This window comes from Rhizobium sp. WYCCWR10014 (genome assembly GCF_001657485.1).
Taxonomy (GTDB): Bacteria; Pseudomonadota; Alphaproteobacteria; order Rhizobiales; family Rhizobiaceae; genus Rhizobium.
The window spans coordinates 60,799-76,901 of sequence record NZ_LXFU01000045.1; the positions used below are offsets into that span (position 1 = coordinate 60,799).

The window sequence follows — 16,103 nt, forward strand, 5'->3', positions numbered from 1 at the left end:
TATTTAATTGCGAACCGGATTCAGATTTTAGGCCGAACCGGCCTAAAATCATGCTGCTCCAGCCGCAATCATGTCTTTCAAAATGGCGGCGAGACGGGCGCCGCCGATGGGCGCCATGTCCTTGGTTTCTTCATGGCTGAGCTCATTGCCGGTCATGCCTGCCCCATAGTTGGTGATAACGGAGGCGGCTGCAACCCTTAGACCCAGCATTCTTGCGACGATGACCTCGGGCACCGTCGACATGCCGACGGCATCGGCGCCAAGGATGCGCGCCATGCGGATTTCGGCCGGCGTTTCGAAGCTTGGACCGGAGAACCACATATAGACACCCTGCGCCAGCTCGATTTTAAGCTTTGCCGCTGCCCTCTGCATCGCCGCGGCAAGCCCCGCATCATAGGCATTGGTCATGCCGACGAAACGGTGATCGCTTTCCTCGCCGATCAGCGGGTTCATGCCGGAATAGTTGATGTGATCGGTGATCTGCATCACCGAACCGGGCGGCATGTCGTCGCGTAGCGATCCCGCCGAATTGGTCAGGATCAGCGCCTCGACGCCGAGCGCCTTCAGCACCTCGATCGGCAGGCGCATGGCGTTGGCATCGCCCTTCTCGTAATAATGCACGCGGCCGGAGAGCATGACGACAGGCACGCCGCCGAGGCGGCCGGCGACGACTTCGCCTGCATGGCCCGAGACGGCGCTGACGGGAAAGCCCGGCAGGTCGCGATAGGGAACACGCACGGCGCCTTCCAGCTCTCCGACGAGGGAACCGAGACCGGAGCCGAGCACGATGCCGTGGCGCGGGTTGATGCCGCCGAGCAATGCGGCGAGCAGGCTGACCGTCGCCTTCATCCGAGTTCGGTCTCAAAGCTGAAGGGAAGAAGCTCTTCCATCGTCATGGTCTTCTTCACGCCGGCCTCATCGCAGAGGTAGATCTTCGTCTCCTTGGAGGCGAATTCGGAGATCTTCTGACGGCAGCCGCCGCAGGGTGGGCAGAGCGGCAGCTTCTCGGCAATGACCGCCATTTCGACGATCTTCTTCGCGCCGCCCATGATCATGGCGCTGATCGCCGTCGGCTCGGCGCACCATCCTTGCGGAAAGGAGAGGTTTTCGATGTTGGCGCCGGTATAGACCTTGCCGTCCTCGGCGCGGATCGCGGCGCCAACCGGGAATTTCGAATAGGGCGCGTGGGCAAAGGCCATGGCGCCACGGGCGGCTTCGAACAGATCGTGAGACATATCAACGCTCCTTCGTATAGGGCACGCCACCAGCTTTCGGCGGGGTCGCGACGCCGATAAAGCCGGCAAGCAGGACGCAGGTCAGGACATAGGGCAGTGCCTGGAAGACCTGAACCGGCACTTCGCCGATCAGCGGCACCTGCTTACCCTGCATGAAATTTGCCAGCGCATCGAGGAAGCCGAAGAGCAGGCAGGCAAACATGACAGGCACCGGCTTCCACTTGGCGAAGACGAGAGCTGCGAGCGCGATATAGCCCTTGCCGGCCGACATGTCTTTGATGAAGGCGGCGGACTGGGCGATGGCCAGATAGGTGCCGGCAAAGCCGCAGAGGATGCCGGCGCACATGACGGCGCGGTAACGCAGCCAGGCGACCGAAATACCGGCCGTATCAACCGCGCCCGGATTTTCGCCAACGGCGCGCAGCCGCAGCCCGAAGCGCGTGCGGTAAAGCACCCACCAGGAAAACGGCACGGCGAGGAAGGCGAGGTAGGTGAGGATATTGTTGCCGGATATGACATTGGCATAAAGCGGGCCGATGATCGGTATGTCGCGGGCGGCATCGGCGCCCGGCAGGATGATCGGCGCGAAGCGCGAATCCGGCGCCAGCTGCGGCGTGCGCCCGCCCTGGCCGAACCAGGCCTGACCGAGCACGATGGTGATGCCGGCGATGAAGAAGTTGATGGCCACACCTGACACAATCTGGTTGCCGCGGTTGGTGATCGAGGCGAAACCGTGCACCAGGCTCAGCGCCACCGAGCAGAGGATGCCGGCACCAAGTCCGAGCCAGGCTGAATCGGTGAGGTAGGCAACGCAGGCGGCGGCAAAGGCCGAGCCCAGCATCTTCCCCTCGAGGCCGATATCGAAGATACCGGCGCGTTCCGAAAACAGACCGGCAAGGGCGGTGAAGATCAGCGGGATCGACAGGCGGATGGTCGAACTCAGAACGCTGATGAAGATGTCATAATAATCCATCGCCCGCTCCTTAACCGCGCTTGAACTGTTGGTAGAGGCGCACCATTGCCGGCCGGAACATATATTCCAGCGCGCCGGCAAAGAGGATCACCAGACCCTGGATGACGAGGATCATCTCGCGGGTGATATTCGGCATTTCGAAGGAGATCCAGTCGCCGCCCTGGTAGAGGATACCGAAGAGGATCGCCGCCACGATGATGCCGAGCGGATGGTTGCGGCCCATCAGCGAGACGGCGATGCCGACGAAGCCGGCACCACCGACGAATTCCACCTGCAGACGGGCCGAAGAGCCCATGACGGGGTTCAGCGCCATCATGCCGGCGAGTGCGCCGGAGAGCAGCATGGCGATGATCACGGTGCGGGCATAGGGAATACCGGCATAGGCCGCCGCCGTCGGGCTGACGCCCAGCGTGCGCATCTCGAAACCGAGCTTGGTGCGCCAGACGAGCAGCCAGACGAGGTAGCTGACGACGAGCGCAATGATGAAGGAGACGTTGAACGGGGCAGCCCCCAGCTTGGCGCCGAACAGCTGCATGACCCAGCCGAGCTTCGGCAATTGGCCGCCTTCGAGGAAGGTGCGGGTTTCCGGCGCCATTTTGCCCGGCACGATCAGCACATGCACCAGGAGGTACACCATCAGTGCTGCGCCGATATAATTGAACATGATCGTCGTGATGACGATGTGGCTGCCGCGTTTTGCCTGCAGGAAGGCCGGGATGAAGGCCCAGGCCGCGCCGAACAGGCCGGCGCCGACCACCGCGATCGGCATCGTTACATACCACGGCACGTAACGATCGAGCGCCAGCGCCACCAGCGCGCAGCCGAGGCCGCCGACATAGGCCTGGCCTTCGGAACCAATGTTGAAGAGGCCGGCATGGATCGCCACCGCGACGGAGAGCCCGGTGAAGATGAAGCTCGTCGCATAATACAGCGTGAAGCCGATGCCTTCGCCATTGCCGAGCGCGCCCTGGATCAGCAGCGACAGCGCATCGAGCGGGCTCTCGCCGATCAGCCAGACGACGAAGCCGGAGATCAGGAAGGCGACGGTGAGGTTCAAAAGCGGGATGAGGCCGTAGTTGATCCAGTTTGGTAGTGGAACGGAAGCAGTGCTCATAAAGGCCTCACGCGGCAATGCCGGCCATCATCAGGCCGAGGGTCTGTTCACCGGCATCGGGCGTCTTCTCGCCGACGACATGGCCGGCAAACATGACAAGGATACGGTCTGAAAGGGAGCGGATTTCATCGAGTTCGACGGAGACGAGCAGGATCGCCTTGCCCGCGTCGCGCATTTCGATGATCCGGCGATGGATGAATTCGATGGCGCCGATATCGACGCCGCGTGTCGGCTGGCCGATGATCAGCATCTTCGGATCGCGTTCGATCTCGCGGGCGACGACGATCTTCTGCTGGTTGCCGCCGGAAAAATTCGCCGTCTTCAGACGCGGGTTCGGCGGGCGGATATCGTATTTCTCGATCTTCTCCATCGCATCCTTGCGGATCGCTTCGAGATCGAGCAGCGGGCCTTTGCTGTAGGCCGGGCGGCGATGATAACCGAGCACGGAATTTTCATATTCCTCGAATTTCAGCACCAGGCCCATATGGTGACGATCCTCGGGAATATGCGCGAGGCCGAGATCACGCAGGCGGGCGGGATCGGCCTTGTCGATCGTCTGGCCGTCGAGCAGGATTTCGCCGGAGGTCGGCTTGCGGATACCGGCAATCGCCTCCAGCAATTCGGACTGGCCATTGCCGGCGACACCGGCGATGCCGACGATCTCACCGGCGCGCACGTCGAAGGAGACGTTATCGACCATGGTGACGCCGCGATTGTCCTTGACCGTGAGGTTGCGGACGGACAGCACGGCAGATCCTGGGTTGGCCTCGCCCTTCTGCACGCGCAGCAGCACGCGGCGGCCGACCATCAGCTCGGCGAGTTCCTCCACCGTCGTCTCCGACGTCTTGCGGGTCGCGACCATTTCGCCGCGGCGCATGACCGAGACCGTATCGGTGATCGCCATGATCTCGCGCAGCTTGTGGGTGATGAGGATGATCGTCTTGCCCTGATCGCGCAGCACCTTGAGAATGCGGAAGAGATGATCGGCTTCCGCCGGCGTCAGCACGCCGGTGGGCTCGTCGAGGATCAGGATCTCGGCGCCGCGATACATGGCTTTCAGGATCTCGACACGCTGCTGCAGGCCGACCGGGAGCTCCTCGATCAGCGCATCGGGATCGACCTCCAGGCCATATTCCGTTTCCAGCCGCTTGAGCTCGGCGCGGGCCGAGGCAACGCCCCTGGCCAGCAGCATGCCGCCTTCGGCGCCAAGCATGATGTTTTCAAGCACCGTAAAATTATCGACCAGCATGAAATGCTGGTGCACCATGCCGATGCCGGTGGCGATCGCCGCCTGGCTGTCGCGGATGGTGACGGGATTGCCGTTGACCCGGATCTCGCCGCTATCGGCATGGTAGAAACCATAAATGATCGACATCAGGGTCGATTTGCCGGCGCCGTTTTCGCCGATGATGCCGTGGATCGTCCCCTTGGCAACGGTGAGGTTGATGTCCTTGTTGGCGTGGACGGCACCGAACTTCTTGTCGATGCCGACAAGCTCGATAGCGGGCTTATCTGTCACTGCAGGCTCCAAATAAGAAAAGGGCGTATGGCGAAAATCCCCTCCGCCATACGCCCGATCTCAATCGTCGATCACATTCGGGCGCGGATCACTTCGGGCAAGCGTTGTCCGAGGTGTAATCGTGAACCTTGACGGTTCCCGCGATGATGTCGGCCTTGGCCTTGTCGACGGCAGCCTGCATTTCCGGCGTGATCAGCGACTTGTTATGCTCGTCGATCGCGGCACCAACACCGTCTTCCTTGACGCCGAGCGCCTGGACGCCGCCGGTGAACTTGTCGTTCTTGGTGTCGTTGTAGGCATTGTAGACGGCGAGGTCGACGCGCTTGACCATCGAGGTCAGGACCGAGCCCGGATGCAGGTAGTTCTGGTTGGAGTCGACGCCGATCGACAGCTTCTTGTTGTCGGCGGCCGTCTGCAGAACGCCGAGACCGGTGGCACCGGCTGCCGCATAAACGACGTCGGCACCCTGGTCGATCTGGTTCTTGGTGAGCTCGCCGCCGCGGACGGGGTCGTTCCAGGCAGCGCCCGTGGTGCCAGTCATATTCTGGAAGACTTCGATATCGGCCTTGACGGAGCGTGCGCCCTGCTCGTAGCCGCATTCGAACTTGCGGATCAGCGGAATGTCCATGCCGCCGACGAAGCCGACCTTGCCGGTCTTGGAGGCCATGCCGGCGAGAACGCCGACGAGGTAGGAACCTTCTTCTTCCTTGTAGACAACCGAGCGGACATTCGGCTTGTCGACGACGGAGTCAACGATGATGAACTTGGTATCCGGGAATTCGGCTGCAACCTTCTCGATGGCCGAGGTCCAGGCGAAGGAAACAGCAACCACCGGATTGAAACCGCGGCTTGCGAAGTTGCGGATGGCCTGTTCGCCCTGGGTGTCGCCCGTCGGCTCGAAGTCGCGATAGGCAATGCCGGTCTCGGTCTTGAACTTCTCGGCGCCGTTATAGGCCGCCTCGTTGAAGGACTTATCGAACTTCCCGCCGGTGCCGTAAACCAGCGCCGGCTTGACATCGGCAGCAAGCGCCGTCGTCGACATGGCAGCCACGGCAAAGAGAGTGAGAAGGGATTTTTTCATTGTGCAGCCCTGTTGTTGCTATTCGTTAGGGGTCCTCCCGCAAGCCCTTTCCGGGCATGTCTGCGGAACCACCGACCTCCCCCCGGAGGCCTGGCTGCGTGCATCCTTGCATGGCTCACGGAAAAATTCACCAGAAATTTTTCAGCTGGTAAAGATTTGCAACAATTGCCGAAAATCAGCTCTTCGGGGCTGATTTTTGGACATTCTTTGCGTCAGGGTGCGGATTTTCTAGCCAATCCGGCGGCAAATACAGAGGTAGAAGAGCGGGCGATGCCCACCCGGATTTCTCACCGGACCGTGCCGGCAAAACCATCTTTGCTATGCGGTGAAGCGACCGGCCACCGGCGGCTTCTTGTAGCCGATCATCCACAGAAGCAGCGCGATCACCAGGAAAACGGCAAAGGCCGGCTGGAGCATCAGCCACTGGAAGATCAAGGTGTAGAAACGCGGGTGGATATAATAGGAAAGGGAGGATTGCAGCGACGTCAGCGTCGTCGGGCTCACATCCTGCCAGGCATCCGAGATCGGCGTCATCACCACGGAGGACGCCGCAACCGATTGGATCGAATCGATGGTTCCGGCAATAACGGCAGCCGCAAGCGCGACAAGACTCGCCAGACGCAACAGGAAACGCATCAATTCCTCCGACGCTCGATATGCCGGACAATTCCGGCCGGCCGCGCCATTCTCCACCGTAGAGAATTACATAGTCGTCGATGAGGTGAAGCACAATGGAGTGGCCGAGGCGAGTTTTATCGGAAGAAGTCAAAAAACTGTTAGATTTCGGTTGATCGACAAAAATTCATCGGTATATATCGCGCCGTTCCGACGATTTGCTCCTATCCGGGCGCGAACGCCAAAAAAGGACAGGTGGCCGAGTGGTTTAAGGCGCACGCCTGGAACGCGTGTGTACGTGAAAGCGTACCGTGGGTTCGAATCCCACCCTGTCCGCCATATCCCTCGTTTTTCAATATTGATTCAAACCGTATCGAGAGCGGGACGCGGAAGCGTTTTTGGCGGCACGCTTCGATAGAACAAGCTGGTCGTCCGCATATTCTCAAACTCGCTGCAGCAGGGCGCGTCCAATCGGCTTCGGATTCTCGCCGCGCAACACCAGAGATGTCGTCACGGCTCCAAAACGCGCGATGGTGTCAACAATCGTTTCCAATTCTCCCGGCGACGGAACCAGCACCTTCAAAAGAAAACAGTCCTCTCCGGTGAGGCGCAATACTTCCATGACCTGCGGCATCTCCGCGAACTGTTTCAGACAGGCCTTGATATGCTCATGCGTCGTGCGCAGGCGAAGCACCGCCATCATTCCGATTCCCAAAGCGGTGGGGTCGATACGGGCGGAGTAACCGACAATGATGCCGCGGTCTTCCAGCCGCTTGACCCGTTCTGATGCTGCAGGCTGAGAGAGCCCGACCCGCCGACCGAGTTCGGAAATCGCGATGCGTCCATTTTCCTGCATCGCTTCGATAATGGCGATATCGGTTGGATCGAGCAGTACCCGATTGTTTTCCTGAAAAGCCATGGGATCACCTTGAAATCATCGGAGAGGGAAGCGGTTTTCCGATGATCATTCATTCCGAAGCAAATGAAAATGCATCATTTTCACCGGCGCGGATGATCAGAGGAAAAGACATGAAGGACATCATCATATTACCGGGAATTGGCGGTTCGGGCGAGGCTCATTGGCAAACACGCTGGGAACGGTCGAACCCGGAAATGCGACGTTTTCAGCCAGCCGATTGGGAAAAACCCGAGCTGGCGGACTGGATTTCAGCCCTGGAGCGCGCCGTTAGCGCATCGACAACCCCTCCCCTGCTGGTCGCCCACAGCCTTGCCTGTCTGCTGGTCGCTCATTGGCAGCAGGTTTCGTCGCTTGCCGTTGCCGGAGCATTTCTTGTGGCGGTCCCCGACCCGCAGTCCGCGCCATTCCCCGAGGAGGCGGCCGAATTCGCCGATCCGCCATCGCAAAAGATGCGCTTCCCCACTCTGATCATCGCAAGCGCCGATGATCCCTTCGGCACGCTCGACCATGCCCATGCGCGAGCCGATCTGTGGGGCAGCGGTCTTGTCGCGATCGGTCCTTTCGGCCATATCAACGGGCAAAGCGGCCTTGAGGACTGGGGCCAGGGAAAGGCCTTGCTGACGGCGTTTTCCGCCGGATTGGCAAAAACTGATCGGGCTTGATCTTGTTTTCGGGTTCACGATCGAATGGACGAAACACGCCTTTGCGAGTGCTGGATCCGTGCGAGACGGAACAACGAAATGGCCCGCCCGCCTGCGTATCTTCGAGGCCGTCGCTCCGATGGCGCCGCGAGATTTAGGCGTTCAAAGATTCCTGAATTTTTACCATGCGGCTTCACCGCCTCTTTGCACGTTTGGGTTTACCGTCTGCCAAAATCAAGAACAGAGGTAAAACAGGTGGAAGAACTTTCGGTAAAGTCGAAGATCATCAAATCCGTCTATTTCAGCCAGGAAGACGGGCGGCTCAGGATTTGTTTCAAGAATGGCGAGGAACGTCTGTTCGAAGGCGTTCCCTCTTCGGAAGCGCATGCGATGACGGTGGCGCCGTCTCCCGGCCATTATTATCTCGACCGGATCAGAACCCGGTTTCGCAGATTGGCAGCCTGAAAACCCGAGCCGATACCGCCAGCGCGCATTGCAGGATTGTGCGAGATCGGGACAAGGCCGGTGGATATTAACCGGCTGTTAGCCCTTAATATCATCCGGGTTGGATCGCCGCTGTCGGAAAGCGGCAACTTGTCGGCGCTGCCGGCCTATTCAAGGCCGGCCAGCCGGGAGGCTCGGCGGCGGACCCCAGCCAGGAAGTCGAGCCTCCCCGTCACAGGTGCTAGTGGACCTTGATTGCGAAAGGCATGGGCCGCTCTCGGACGCCGCGATACTGCTTGTCTGGAGATGACCGGGCCGGTTGCGACGATCCCGAACTAGCGAATTGGGGCTAATCCTGTGAAAAACCCGAATTGTCGAATCCAGACTCGACAATGCTTTATTAGAATGATTGCATAAATCTATCGGATAAAGATCGGGGGACGATGATGTTCGAGAATCTGCTTGAGATGCAGGAACGTGGCGCACGGGATCGTGCGCGTGGCCGCAGCCTGGCCGACAATCCGATGTCGAAGCCGGATATCCTGCCGATTGCCGATTTTCAGGAGTGGTACTCGATGTTCGACGCCTGGCGTTTCGGTTGGTCGATCGAGGATGCGATGGCGGGGCACATCAATATGCCCCGGGATAGCGGCGCATTGGCCCAAACCTACACCAGAACGGTCTGATCGATCCTGTCCTCGGCGCCGAAGAATTTCAGGTAGCGTTCGACCTCGGCCGGGTCGCCGGTCGCCTTCTGAGGGTTGTCGGAGAGCTTCACCGCCGGACGGCCGTTGGCGTCGCTGACCTTGCAGACGACGGAGATCGGATTGAGGCCGGAGATCTCGATCGGCGCGCAGCCGGAAAAATCGTTCGTCAGGTTCGTGCCCCAGCCGAAGCTCATGCGGACACGGCCTTCGAAATGCCGGTAGGTATCGATGATGGCGTCGACATCCAGACCGTCGGAGAAGATCAGCAGCTTCTGGCGCGGATCGCGGCCCATCTTCTTCCACCAGTCGATAATCTTCTCGCCGCCCTCGATCGGCGGGGCACTATCCGGGCGGAAACCGGTCCAGTCGGCGACCCACTCCGGTGCGTCGCGCAGGAAAGCAGCGGTGCCGAAGGCATCCGGCAGGACGATCAGAAGGTTGCCGCCATAGAGCTTGTTCCAGTCGCGCAGGATCTTGTAAGGCGCGTTGCGCAACTGCTCGTCGGTTTCAGCCAGGGCGGCAGCCACCATCGGCAGCTCGTGAGCATTGGTGCCGACGGCCTCGAGATCGGAATCCATCGCCAGCAATACGTTGCTGGTACCGGCAAAGGCCGGGCCAATGCCTTCCTTCAGCGCCTCGACGCACCAACGCTGCCAGAGGAAACTGTGGCGGCGGCGGGTGCCGAAATCGGAGATACGCAGGCCCGGCAATTCCTTCAGCCGTTCGACCTTCGACCACATCTTCGCCTTGGCGCGAGCATAGAGCACATCGAGGGTGAACGGACCGAGCGCCTTCATCGCCGAGCGCGAGCGCAGCTCGTTGACGATGGCGAGCGCCGGAATTTCCCACATGGTGGTTTCCTTCCACGATCCGTGGAAATCCAGCACATATTGCCCGTCCTTCTTCGACAACTCGTATTCGGGAAGCTGGAAGTTGGAAAGCCAGGCGAGGAATTCCGGCTCGAAGATCTGGGCACGGCCGTAGAAGCTGTTACCCGCAAGCCAGATCATCTCCTTCTTGGAAAGTCTCAGCGTGCGGGCATGATCGAGCTGCTCGCGCAACTCGCCTTCATCGAGTTCCTCGGCCAGACGCACCCGCTTGGTGCGGTTGATGAGGGTGAAAGACGCGTTCACATCCGGATAAAGCTTCCAGATCATCTGCAGCATCAAAAGCTTGTAGAAGTCGGTATCGATCAGACTGCGGATGATCGGATCGAGTTTCCAGGCGTGATTGTAGACGCGTCTTGCGATATCGGTCCTGGCCATCAAACTCCCGCCCCTGTCCACTCCGGTCAGGTGCTGCCAAATTCCCGGGTACTGCCAAGTTCCCAGCCGGCGCACAAAACCGGCTCGTGCGCCTTCTTATCGAAAAATCAGCAGACAAAGTCCAGACAAAACAATAAACGTCCCGCCGCAGTGTCGCGGCGGGACGTGAACATGGTTTCTCTCACGATTACTGGGCCGGCGTTGCGGGCGCCACGTTCGGGGCAGCCGGCGTGGTGTTCGGCGTTTCGGTTGGGACGGCAGTACCGTTCTGTAGCGCCGGCGCGGGGGCCGGAGCAGGCTGCTGCGACTGAAGCTGCTGGCCTGGCTGCTGCGGCGCCACCTCGATTGCCTCGCGGTTGCCCCAAATCTCGACCGGTATCCAGACCACGAAGGCAAGCACCAGCGCGACGATCAGCACCGTCAGGATGCGATAACCCGTGCGTCCCTGCCTTGCCTTCACCGGCGGGATCAGCTCTTCCTTGTGAAGCTTGCCATCGGACTTTTCCCAGCGTGTTTCCGTCTGATGCGCCATCATCGTCTCCTTCCGCTGTCTTAACCGGCCTCGCCGGCAAGAATTTCCGCAGAAGAAACGGGTGGCTGTCTGGAAGGTTCCGAAAGCTCAATAGCCGGCGGCGCGGTCGACGACGAACTGCAGCGGCTCGCCGCGCTCGAAGCGGGCGATCTGCGTCTCGACATGACGGAACAGCGCGTTTTCTTCGGAGACCGCGGCGTCGTGCGGCGTGAGGAAGACGTTCTGCAAGTCCCACAACGGGTTGTCTGATGCAAGCGGCTCCGCCTCGAAGACATCGAGGGAAGCGCCGCCGAGGGTGCCGTCACGGATGGCAGAAACGATATCGGCCTCGACCTGGCTCTTGCCGCGGCCGGCATTGATGAAGACCGGTTGCCCGAGCGCACCGTTGCGGCGCAGCTTCGCAAACAGCCCGGCGTCATAGAAGCCTGCTGTTTCAGGCGTCAGCGGCAGCAGGCCGACGAGGATGTCGGTCCTGGCCAGGAAGCTGTCCAACTCACTGGCATCGAAGGTTTCGACGCCGTCAATCTGCTTACGGGTGCGCGACCAGCCGATGACGTTGAACCCCATCACTCTCAGCTTGGCGACCGCATCCCGCCCGAGAATGCCAAGACCCATGACGCCGACCGTCACTTCCGCCGCCTCCGGCGCGATCAGCTTGGCCCACTCACGCTGCCGCTGATGGCTGTCATGGGCGTATTGCCCGCGCAGATGCATCAGGCATTGCATGACCACCCATTCGCTCATGCGCGTCGTCAGGCTGCGGTCGACGAAGCGAACGATCGGGATCTCGGGCAGGCCGGCCATGCCAATGATGTGGTCGACGCCGGCACCACCCGAGAAGATCACTTTCAGGTTCGGCGCCCGCGCGAAAAGGTCGGCATCCGGCTTCCAGAGAAGCGCGTATTCGACCTCGCGGAGATCGCGTGCCCGATCGGCCGGGTTGGCGAGATTGATGCTGCCGCGGTCGGCAAAGGCGGTCTTCAGCACGCGGGCAACGCCTTCGGGATTGAACTTGATGTCGACGAGAACGGGAGGAGTTGCGGGCATGGTCTTCTTTATTGCTGTACGGCGGGTGTCGGCACCGCCTCGATGTTGAAAGCGGCGGCCATCAGCGCCCGGGTATAATCATCCTTCGGCGCACGGAAGATTTCCGCTGACGGGCCCTGCTCCACCACCTTGCCGAAACGCATGACGATGACGTCATTCGCGAGCGCCTTCACCACCTTCAGGTCGTGGCTGATGAAGAGGTAGGCGAGATCATGCTTCTTCTGCAGATCGCGCAGGAGATCGACGACCTGCGCCTGCACGCTCATGTCGAGCGCGGAGGTCGGCTCGTCGAGCATGACGAAGCGCGGTTTCAGCACCATGGCCCGGGCGATGGCGATGCGCTGGCGCTGGCCGCCGGAGAATTCGTGCGGATAACGCCAGCGGGTCAGGGGATCGAGACCCACCTCCTCCAGCGCCCAGCAGACGCGCTGGTCGCGCTCTTCTGATGTCAGCGAGCGCTCATGCACCTTCAGCCCTTCGGCGACGATATCACCGACAGACATGCGGGGGCTGAGCGATCCATAGGGATCCTGGAAGACGACCTGCAGTTGATTGCGCAGCGGCCGCATCTCATTGAATGAATAGCCGGCTATGTCCTTGCCGACAAAGGCGATCCGCCCTTCTGAGGAGATCAGCCGGGTGAGCGCCAGGCCGAGCGTGGTCTTGCCCGAGCCGGACTCGCCGACGACGCCGAGGGTCTGGCCGGCGCGCAGCGAAAGATCGATGCCATCGACCGCCTTCACGTGATCGACAACGCGGCGCATTAGCCCTGATTTGATCGGGAACCAGACGCGGATGTCCGAACCTTCCATCACCAATGGTTTCGACGGATCGGACAGCGGCGGCTCGCCGCGCGGCTCGGAGGCGAGAAGGTGCCGGGTATATTCATGCTTCGGATTGGCGAAGACCTCCTCAACCGTTCCGGTTTCGACGATCCTGCCCTTGGTCATGACGCAGACGCGATCGGCGAATTTGCGCACGATGCCGAGGTCATGGGTGATGAACAGCATCGACATGCCGTGGACCGCCTTCAATTGCCGGAGCAATTCTAGGATCTGCGCCTGCACGGTGACGTCGAGCGCGGTGGTCGGCTCGTCGGCAATCAGCAATTCCGGCCGGTTGGCGAGCGCCATGGCGATCATGACACGCTGGCGCTGGCCGCCTGACAGTTCGTGCGGATAGGCCTTCAACCGCTTTTCCGGTTCACGGATGCCGACCTGGTTCAGCAATTCCAGCACGCGCTGACGCGCCGGCTGGCCGGTAAGGCCCTGGTGCAGAGCCAGGATCTCGGCGATCTGCTTCTCGATCGTGTGAAGCGGATTGAGCGAGGTCATCGGCTCCTGGAAAATCATGGTGATGTCGTTGCCGCGCACCTCACGCAGTTCCCGCTCCGACGCCTTCAAGAGGTCCTTGCCCTTGAACAGGACTTCGCCGGAGGGGTGGCTTGCGGAAGGATAAGGCAAAAGCCGTAGGATCGAATTGGCCGAGACCGACTTGCCGGAGCCGGATTCGCCGACGAGCGCGACGACCTCGCCCTTGGCGATATCGAAAGAGATGTGATCGACGGCGAGCGAGGTTTCACCGCCCTGATGAAAGGCAACCGAGAGATCGCGGACGGAAAGAAGCGGTTCTGTCATGTCACTCATTGAAACGTCTTCCTCGGATCGAAGGCATCGCGCACTGCTTCGCCGATGAAGATCAGCAGGGAAAGCATGATCGACATGGCGAAGAAGGCCGTCAGCCCGAGCCATGGCGCCTGCAGATTGGTCTTGCCCTGGGCGATCATTTCGCCGAGCGAGGGGGAGCCTGGCGGCATGCCGAAGCCGAGGAAATCGAGCGAGGTCAGCGTCGTGATCGAGCCGGAGAGGATGAAGGGCAGGAAAGTCAGCGTCGCGACCATGGCGTTCGGCAGCAGATGGCGCCACATGATGGTGCGATTGTTGACACCAAGCGCGCGGGCGGCGCGGACATATTCGAAATTGCGGGCGCGCAGGAATTCGGCGCGCACGATGCCAACAAAGCCGACCCAGGAGAAGAGCAGCATGATGCCGAGCAGCACGAAGAAGCCGGGCGGCAGGAGTGCGGCGATGATCAGCAGGATGTAGAGCACCGGCATCGACGACCAGATCTCGATGAAGCGCTGCAACAGCAGATCTGTCCAACCGCCGAAATAACCCTGCACCGCACCGGCCGTCACGCCGATGACCGCCGAGCAGATGGTCAGCACTAGGCCGAAGAGCACCGATATGCGAAAGCCGTAGATGACGCGCGCCAAGACGTCGCGCGCCTGGTCGTCAGTGCCGAGCCAGTTCAGATTGCCGAGGGTGCAATCCGGATCGTTCACCCCTTGCGGGTAGCCGGCGCAGCGCTCCTCCTTCGTCATCAGCCAGAAGGGAGCGGTGGGCGCCGAATGCGGAATGTTGGAATTGACCGAGCGGTAGGAATAGCGGATCGGCGGCCAGATCATCCAGCCATTGGCATTGATCTCGTCGGCAATCACTGAGGACCGATAGTCGGTTTCGGCCAGGAAGCCGCCGAACTTCTCCTCGGGATAGTCGATGAGGACAGGGAACAGGATCTCGCCCTTGTAGGAGGCGATGATCGGCCGGTCGTTGGCGAGGAACTCGGCAAACAGGCTGAGGATAAACAAGACCATGAACAGCCACAGCGACCAGTAACCGCGGCCGTTCGCCCGGAAATTTTGCCAGCGGCGGATGTTGGTCGGCGACAGCAGGCCCTTGCGCGGCGGCTTGACGGGTGTTGCGACAGCGGGATTTGCGGCGGCGTCCATCAGACATCCCTCCGCTCGAAATCGATGCGCGGATCGATCCAGGTGTAGATCAGGTCGGAAACCAGACTGACGACGAGGCCGAGCAGCGAGAAGATGTAGAGGGTGGCGAAGACGATCGGGTAATCCCGGTTGATGACCGAGAGATAGCCGAGGCGCCCGAGGCCATCCAGCGAGAAGATGTTCTCGATCAACAGCGAGCCGGTGAAGAAAGCGGAAATGAAGGCGCCGGGGAAACCGGCGATGATGATCAGCATGGCGTTGCGGAAGATATGGCCGTAGAGCACCTGCCGCTGGTTCAGGCCTTTGGCGCGGGCGGTGACGACATATTGCTTCTTGATCTCTTCGATGAAGGAATTCTTGGTCAAGAGCGTCGTCGTCGCGAAGGCGGACAGGGAAAGCGAGATCAGCGGCAAGGTCAGGTGCCAGAAATAGTCGAGCGGCTTCTGCCACCAGGCAAGCTGGTCGAAATTATCGGAGACCAGGCCGCGCAGCGGAAACCAGTCGTAGAAGGAGCCACCGGCGAAAAGCACGATCAGCAGAATGCCGAAGAGGAAGCTCGGGACGGCGTAGCCGACGACGATGACCCCCGAAGTCCAGACGTCGAAGGTCGATCCGTCCTTGACCGCCTTGCGGATGCCGAGCGGGATGGAAATGGCATAGGAGAAGATCAAGATCCAGATGCCGAGCGAGATCGATACCGGAAGCTTCTCCTTGATGAGTTCGAGCACGGAGGTGTTGCGGAAGAAACTCTCGCCGAAATCGAAGCGGATGTAATTCCACATCATCTCGCCGAAACGCGTCAGCGGCGGCTTGTCGAAGCCGAACTGTTTTTCAAGCTTGGCAATCAGTTCCGGATCGAGCCCCTGGGCGCCGCGATATCTGGAGCCTTCGTCCCCTCCTCCGTCACCCATCAGGTCACCGCCACCGGACAGGCGCTGATCGGCGCCATCGGCCTGGCCGGTCAGCTGGGCGATCACCTGCTCGACCGGGCCACCCGGTGCGAATTGAATGACGATGAAGGAAATCGCCATGATGCCGACGATGGTCGGGATCATCAGAAGCAGGCGGCGAAGAATATAGGCGCCCATCAGCCTTCAGCCCCCGGAAATCTTCTTCTTGTCTGCCTGCCGTCCAGTCCGATGCTGTTCAATCCGCCAGCCTTCCCTTGCCGGCCGTACCGGCTTGTCGTGATTCGCTTGCGCCATTTGGAGCCGAGGCCG

General features: G+C 60.7%; 17 protein-coding genes and 1 tRNA gene. 4 read left to right on the top strand and 14 right to left on the bottom strand.

The genetic code is table 11. The features are described from left to right. Positions 1-48 precede the first annotated feature (48 nt). From A6U98_RS24245 to A6U98_RS24275, 7 genes are all read right to left on the bottom strand, one after another. Positions 49-849: a purine-nucleoside phosphorylase gene (locus A6U98_RS24245; protein ID WP_064653469.1), complete on the bottom strand. Its 801-nt coding sequence runs from the start codon at positions 847-849 to the stop codon at positions 49-51. Beyond that, on the bottom strand, positions 846-1,235 hold the full coding sequence (locus A6U98_RS24250) for a cytidine deaminase (RefSeq protein WP_003555864.1): 390 nt from the start codon (positions 1,233-1,235) through the stop codon (positions 846-848). Before A6U98_RS24250 ends, A6U98_RS24245 begins: the two co-directional genes overlap by 4 nt. 1 nt (position 1,236) lies before the next feature. Beyond that, positions 1,237-2,208 (bottom strand): ABC transporter permease, encoded by a 972-nt coding sequence (locus tag A6U98_RS24255; RefSeq protein ID WP_028740642.1) that lies wholly within the window; start codon positions 2,206-2,208, stop codon positions 1,237-1,239. 10 nt (positions 2,209-2,218) lie between these two features. Beyond that, complete coding sequence (locus A6U98_RS24260; protein WP_064653472.1) at positions 2,219-3,322, bottom strand: ABC transporter permease; 1,104 nt, start codon at positions 3,320-3,322, stop codon at positions 2,219-2,221. 7 nt (positions 3,323-3,329) lie between these two features. Beyond that, positions 3,330-4,841, bottom strand: a complete 1,512-nt coding sequence (locus A6U98_RS24265) for an ABC transporter ATP-binding protein (protein ID WP_064653473.1) — start codon at positions 4,839-4,841, stop codon at positions 3,330-3,332. A gap of 88 nt (positions 4,842-4,929) precedes the next feature. Then, positions 4,930-5,922 carry a BMP family ABC transporter substrate-binding protein gene (locus A6U98_RS24270; RefSeq protein ID WP_064653475.1) on the bottom strand — a complete coding sequence of 331 codons (993 nt, stop codon included), beginning with the start codon at positions 5,920-5,922 and terminating at the stop codon, positions 4,930-4,932. A gap of 318 nt (positions 5,923-6,240) precedes the next feature. Then, positions 6,241-6,558 (bottom strand): hypothetical protein, encoded by a 318-nt coding sequence (locus tag A6U98_RS24275; RefSeq protein ID WP_003544459.1) that lies wholly within the window; start codon positions 6,556-6,558, stop codon positions 6,241-6,243. Between the two features lie 228 nt (positions 6,559-6,786). On the opposite strand from A6U98_RS24275, the gene A6U98_RS24280 reads away from it, so the two are divergent. Beyond that, a tRNA-Ser gene (locus A6U98_RS24280) sits at positions 6,787-6,876 on the top strand. 103 nt (positions 6,877-6,979) lie between these two features. Here the strand turns inward: A6U98_RS24280 and A6U98_RS24285 are convergent. Further along, complete coding sequence (locus A6U98_RS24285; protein ID WP_064653477.1) at positions 6,980-7,456, bottom strand: Lrp/AsnC family transcriptional regulator; 477 nt, start codon at positions 7,454-7,456, stop codon at positions 6,980-6,982. Between the two features lie 41 nt (positions 7,457-7,497). Between A6U98_RS24285 and A6U98_RS24290 the strand changes: the two genes are divergently transcribed. The 3 genes from A6U98_RS24290 (at position 7,498) to A6U98_RS24300 (ending at position 9,227) form a co-directional block, all read left to right on the top strand. Next, positions 7,498-8,118: an alpha/beta hydrolase gene (locus A6U98_RS24290; protein WP_064653479.1), complete on the top strand. Its 621-nt coding sequence runs from the start codon at positions 7,498-7,500 to the stop codon at positions 8,116-8,118. Between the two features lie 234 nt (positions 8,119-8,352). Beyond that, entirely contained in the window at positions 8,353-8,562 is a 210-nt protein-coding gene (locus A6U98_RS24295; RefSeq protein ID WP_003555857.1) for a KTSC domain-containing protein, read from the top strand. 425 nt (positions 8,563-8,987) lie between these two features. Continuing rightward, on the top strand, positions 8,988-9,227 hold the full coding sequence (locus A6U98_RS24300) for a CrpP-related protein (RefSeq protein WP_064653724.1): 240 nt from the start codon (positions 8,988-8,990) through the stop codon (positions 9,225-9,227). Here A6U98_RS24300 and pncB read toward each other — a convergent pair. The 6 genes from pncB to A6U98_RS24330 all read right to left on the bottom strand — a co-directional run bounded on the left by pncB (position 9,209) and on the right by A6U98_RS24330 (position 15,971). Further along, entirely contained in the window at positions 9,209-10,513 is a 1,305-nt protein-coding gene (gene pncB / locus A6U98_RS24305; protein ID WP_003544452.1) for a nicotinate phosphoribosyltransferase, read from the bottom strand. The two genes, A6U98_RS24300 and pncB, sit on opposite strands and share 19 nt — an antisense overlap. Before the next feature lie 187 nt (positions 10,514-10,700). Next, positions 10,701-11,048, bottom strand: coding sequence for a hypothetical protein (locus A6U98_RS24310; RefSeq protein WP_197496437.1), 348 nt, complete (start codon positions 11,046-11,048; stop codon positions 10,701-10,703). Positions 11,049-11,132: 84 nt separating this feature from the next. Next, positions 11,133-12,092: a glyoxylate/hydroxypyruvate reductase A gene (locus A6U98_RS24315; protein WP_064653481.1), complete on the bottom strand. Its 960-nt coding sequence runs from the start codon at positions 12,090-12,092 to the stop codon at positions 11,133-11,135. Positions 12,093-12,100: 8 nt separating this feature from the next. Beyond that, positions 12,101-13,738 (bottom strand): ABC transporter ATP-binding protein, encoded by a 1,638-nt coding sequence (locus A6U98_RS24320; RefSeq protein WP_003555851.1) that lies wholly within the window; start codon positions 13,736-13,738, stop codon positions 12,101-12,103. After that, the gene (locus tag A6U98_RS24325) at positions 13,735-14,883 is read right to left on the bottom strand and encodes an ABC transporter permease (RefSeq protein WP_064653482.1); all 1,149 of its coding nucleotides are present in this window, start codon (positions 14,881-14,883) and stop codon (positions 13,735-13,737) included. Before A6U98_RS24325 ends, A6U98_RS24320 begins: the two co-directional genes overlap by 4 nt. Then, a complete protein-coding gene (locus A6U98_RS24330) occupies positions 14,883-15,971 on the bottom strand; it encodes a microcin C ABC transporter permease YejB (protein WP_064653484.1) in 1,089 nt (362 codons plus the stop codon). Before A6U98_RS24330 ends, A6U98_RS24325 begins: the two co-directional genes overlap by 1 nt. Between the last annotated feature and the right edge of the window lie 132 nt (positions 15,972-16,103).

What these genes read in the sequence shown, in the direction of transcription:
- A6U98_RS24330 (WP_064653484.1), bottom strand. Translation starts at nt 15,971, where the DNA reads ATGGGCGCCTATATTCTTCGCCGCCTGCTTCTGATGATCCCGACCATC.
- A6U98_RS24320 (WP_003555851.1), bottom strand. Translation starts at nt 13,738, where the DNA reads ATGAGTGACATGACAGAACCGCTTCTTTCCGTCCGCGATCTCTCGGTT.
- pncB (WP_003544452.1), bottom strand. Translation starts at nt 10,513, where the DNA reads ATGGCCAGGACCGATATCGCAAGACGCGTCTACAATCACGCCTGGAAA.
- A6U98_RS24285 (WP_064653477.1), bottom strand. Translation starts at nt 7,456, where the DNA reads ATGGCTTTTCAGGAAAACAATCGGGTACTGCTCGATCCAACCGATATC.
- A6U98_RS24255 (WP_028740642.1), bottom strand. Translation starts at nt 2,208, where the DNA reads ATGGATTATTATGACATCTTCATCAGCGTTCTGAGTTCGACCATCCGC.
- A6U98_RS24290 (WP_064653479.1), top strand. Translation starts at nt 7,498, where the DNA reads ATGATCATTCATTCCGAAGCAAATGAAAATGCATCATTTTCACCGGCG.
- A6U98_RS24310 (WP_197496437.1), bottom strand. Translation starts at nt 11,048, where the DNA reads ATGATGGCGCATCAGACGGAAACACGCTGGGAAAAGTCCGATGGCAAG.
- A6U98_RS24325 (WP_064653482.1), bottom strand. Translation starts at nt 14,883, where the DNA reads ATGGACGCCGCCGCAAATCCCGCTGTCGCAACACCCGTCAAGCCGCCG.
- A6U98_RS24300 (WP_064653724.1), top strand. Translation starts at nt 8,988, where the DNA reads ATGTTCGAGAATCTGCTTGAGATGCAGGAACGTGGCGCACGGGATCGT.
- A6U98_RS24250 (WP_003555864.1), bottom strand. Translation starts at nt 1,235, where the DNA reads ATGTCTCACGATCTGTTCGAAGCCGCCCGTGGCGCCATGGCCTTTGCC.
- A6U98_RS24260 (WP_064653472.1), bottom strand. Translation starts at nt 3,322, where the DNA reads ATGAGCACTGCTTCCGTTCCACTACCAAACTGGATCAACTACGGCCTC.
- A6U98_RS24270 (WP_064653475.1), bottom strand. Translation starts at nt 5,922, where the DNA reads ATGAAAAAATCCCTTCTCACTCTCTTTGCCGTGGCTGCCATGTCGACG.
- A6U98_RS24245 (WP_064653469.1), bottom strand. Translation starts at nt 849, where the DNA reads ATGAAGGCGACGGTCAGCCTGCTCGCCGCATTGCTCGGCGGCATCAAC.
- A6U98_RS24315 (WP_064653481.1), bottom strand. Translation starts at nt 12,092, where the DNA reads ATGCCCGCAACTCCTCCCGTTCTCGTCGACATCAAGTTCAATCCCGAA.
- A6U98_RS24275 (WP_003544459.1), bottom strand. Translation starts at nt 6,558, where the DNA reads ATGCGTTTCCTGTTGCGTCTGGCGAGTCTTGTCGCGCTTGCGGCTGCC.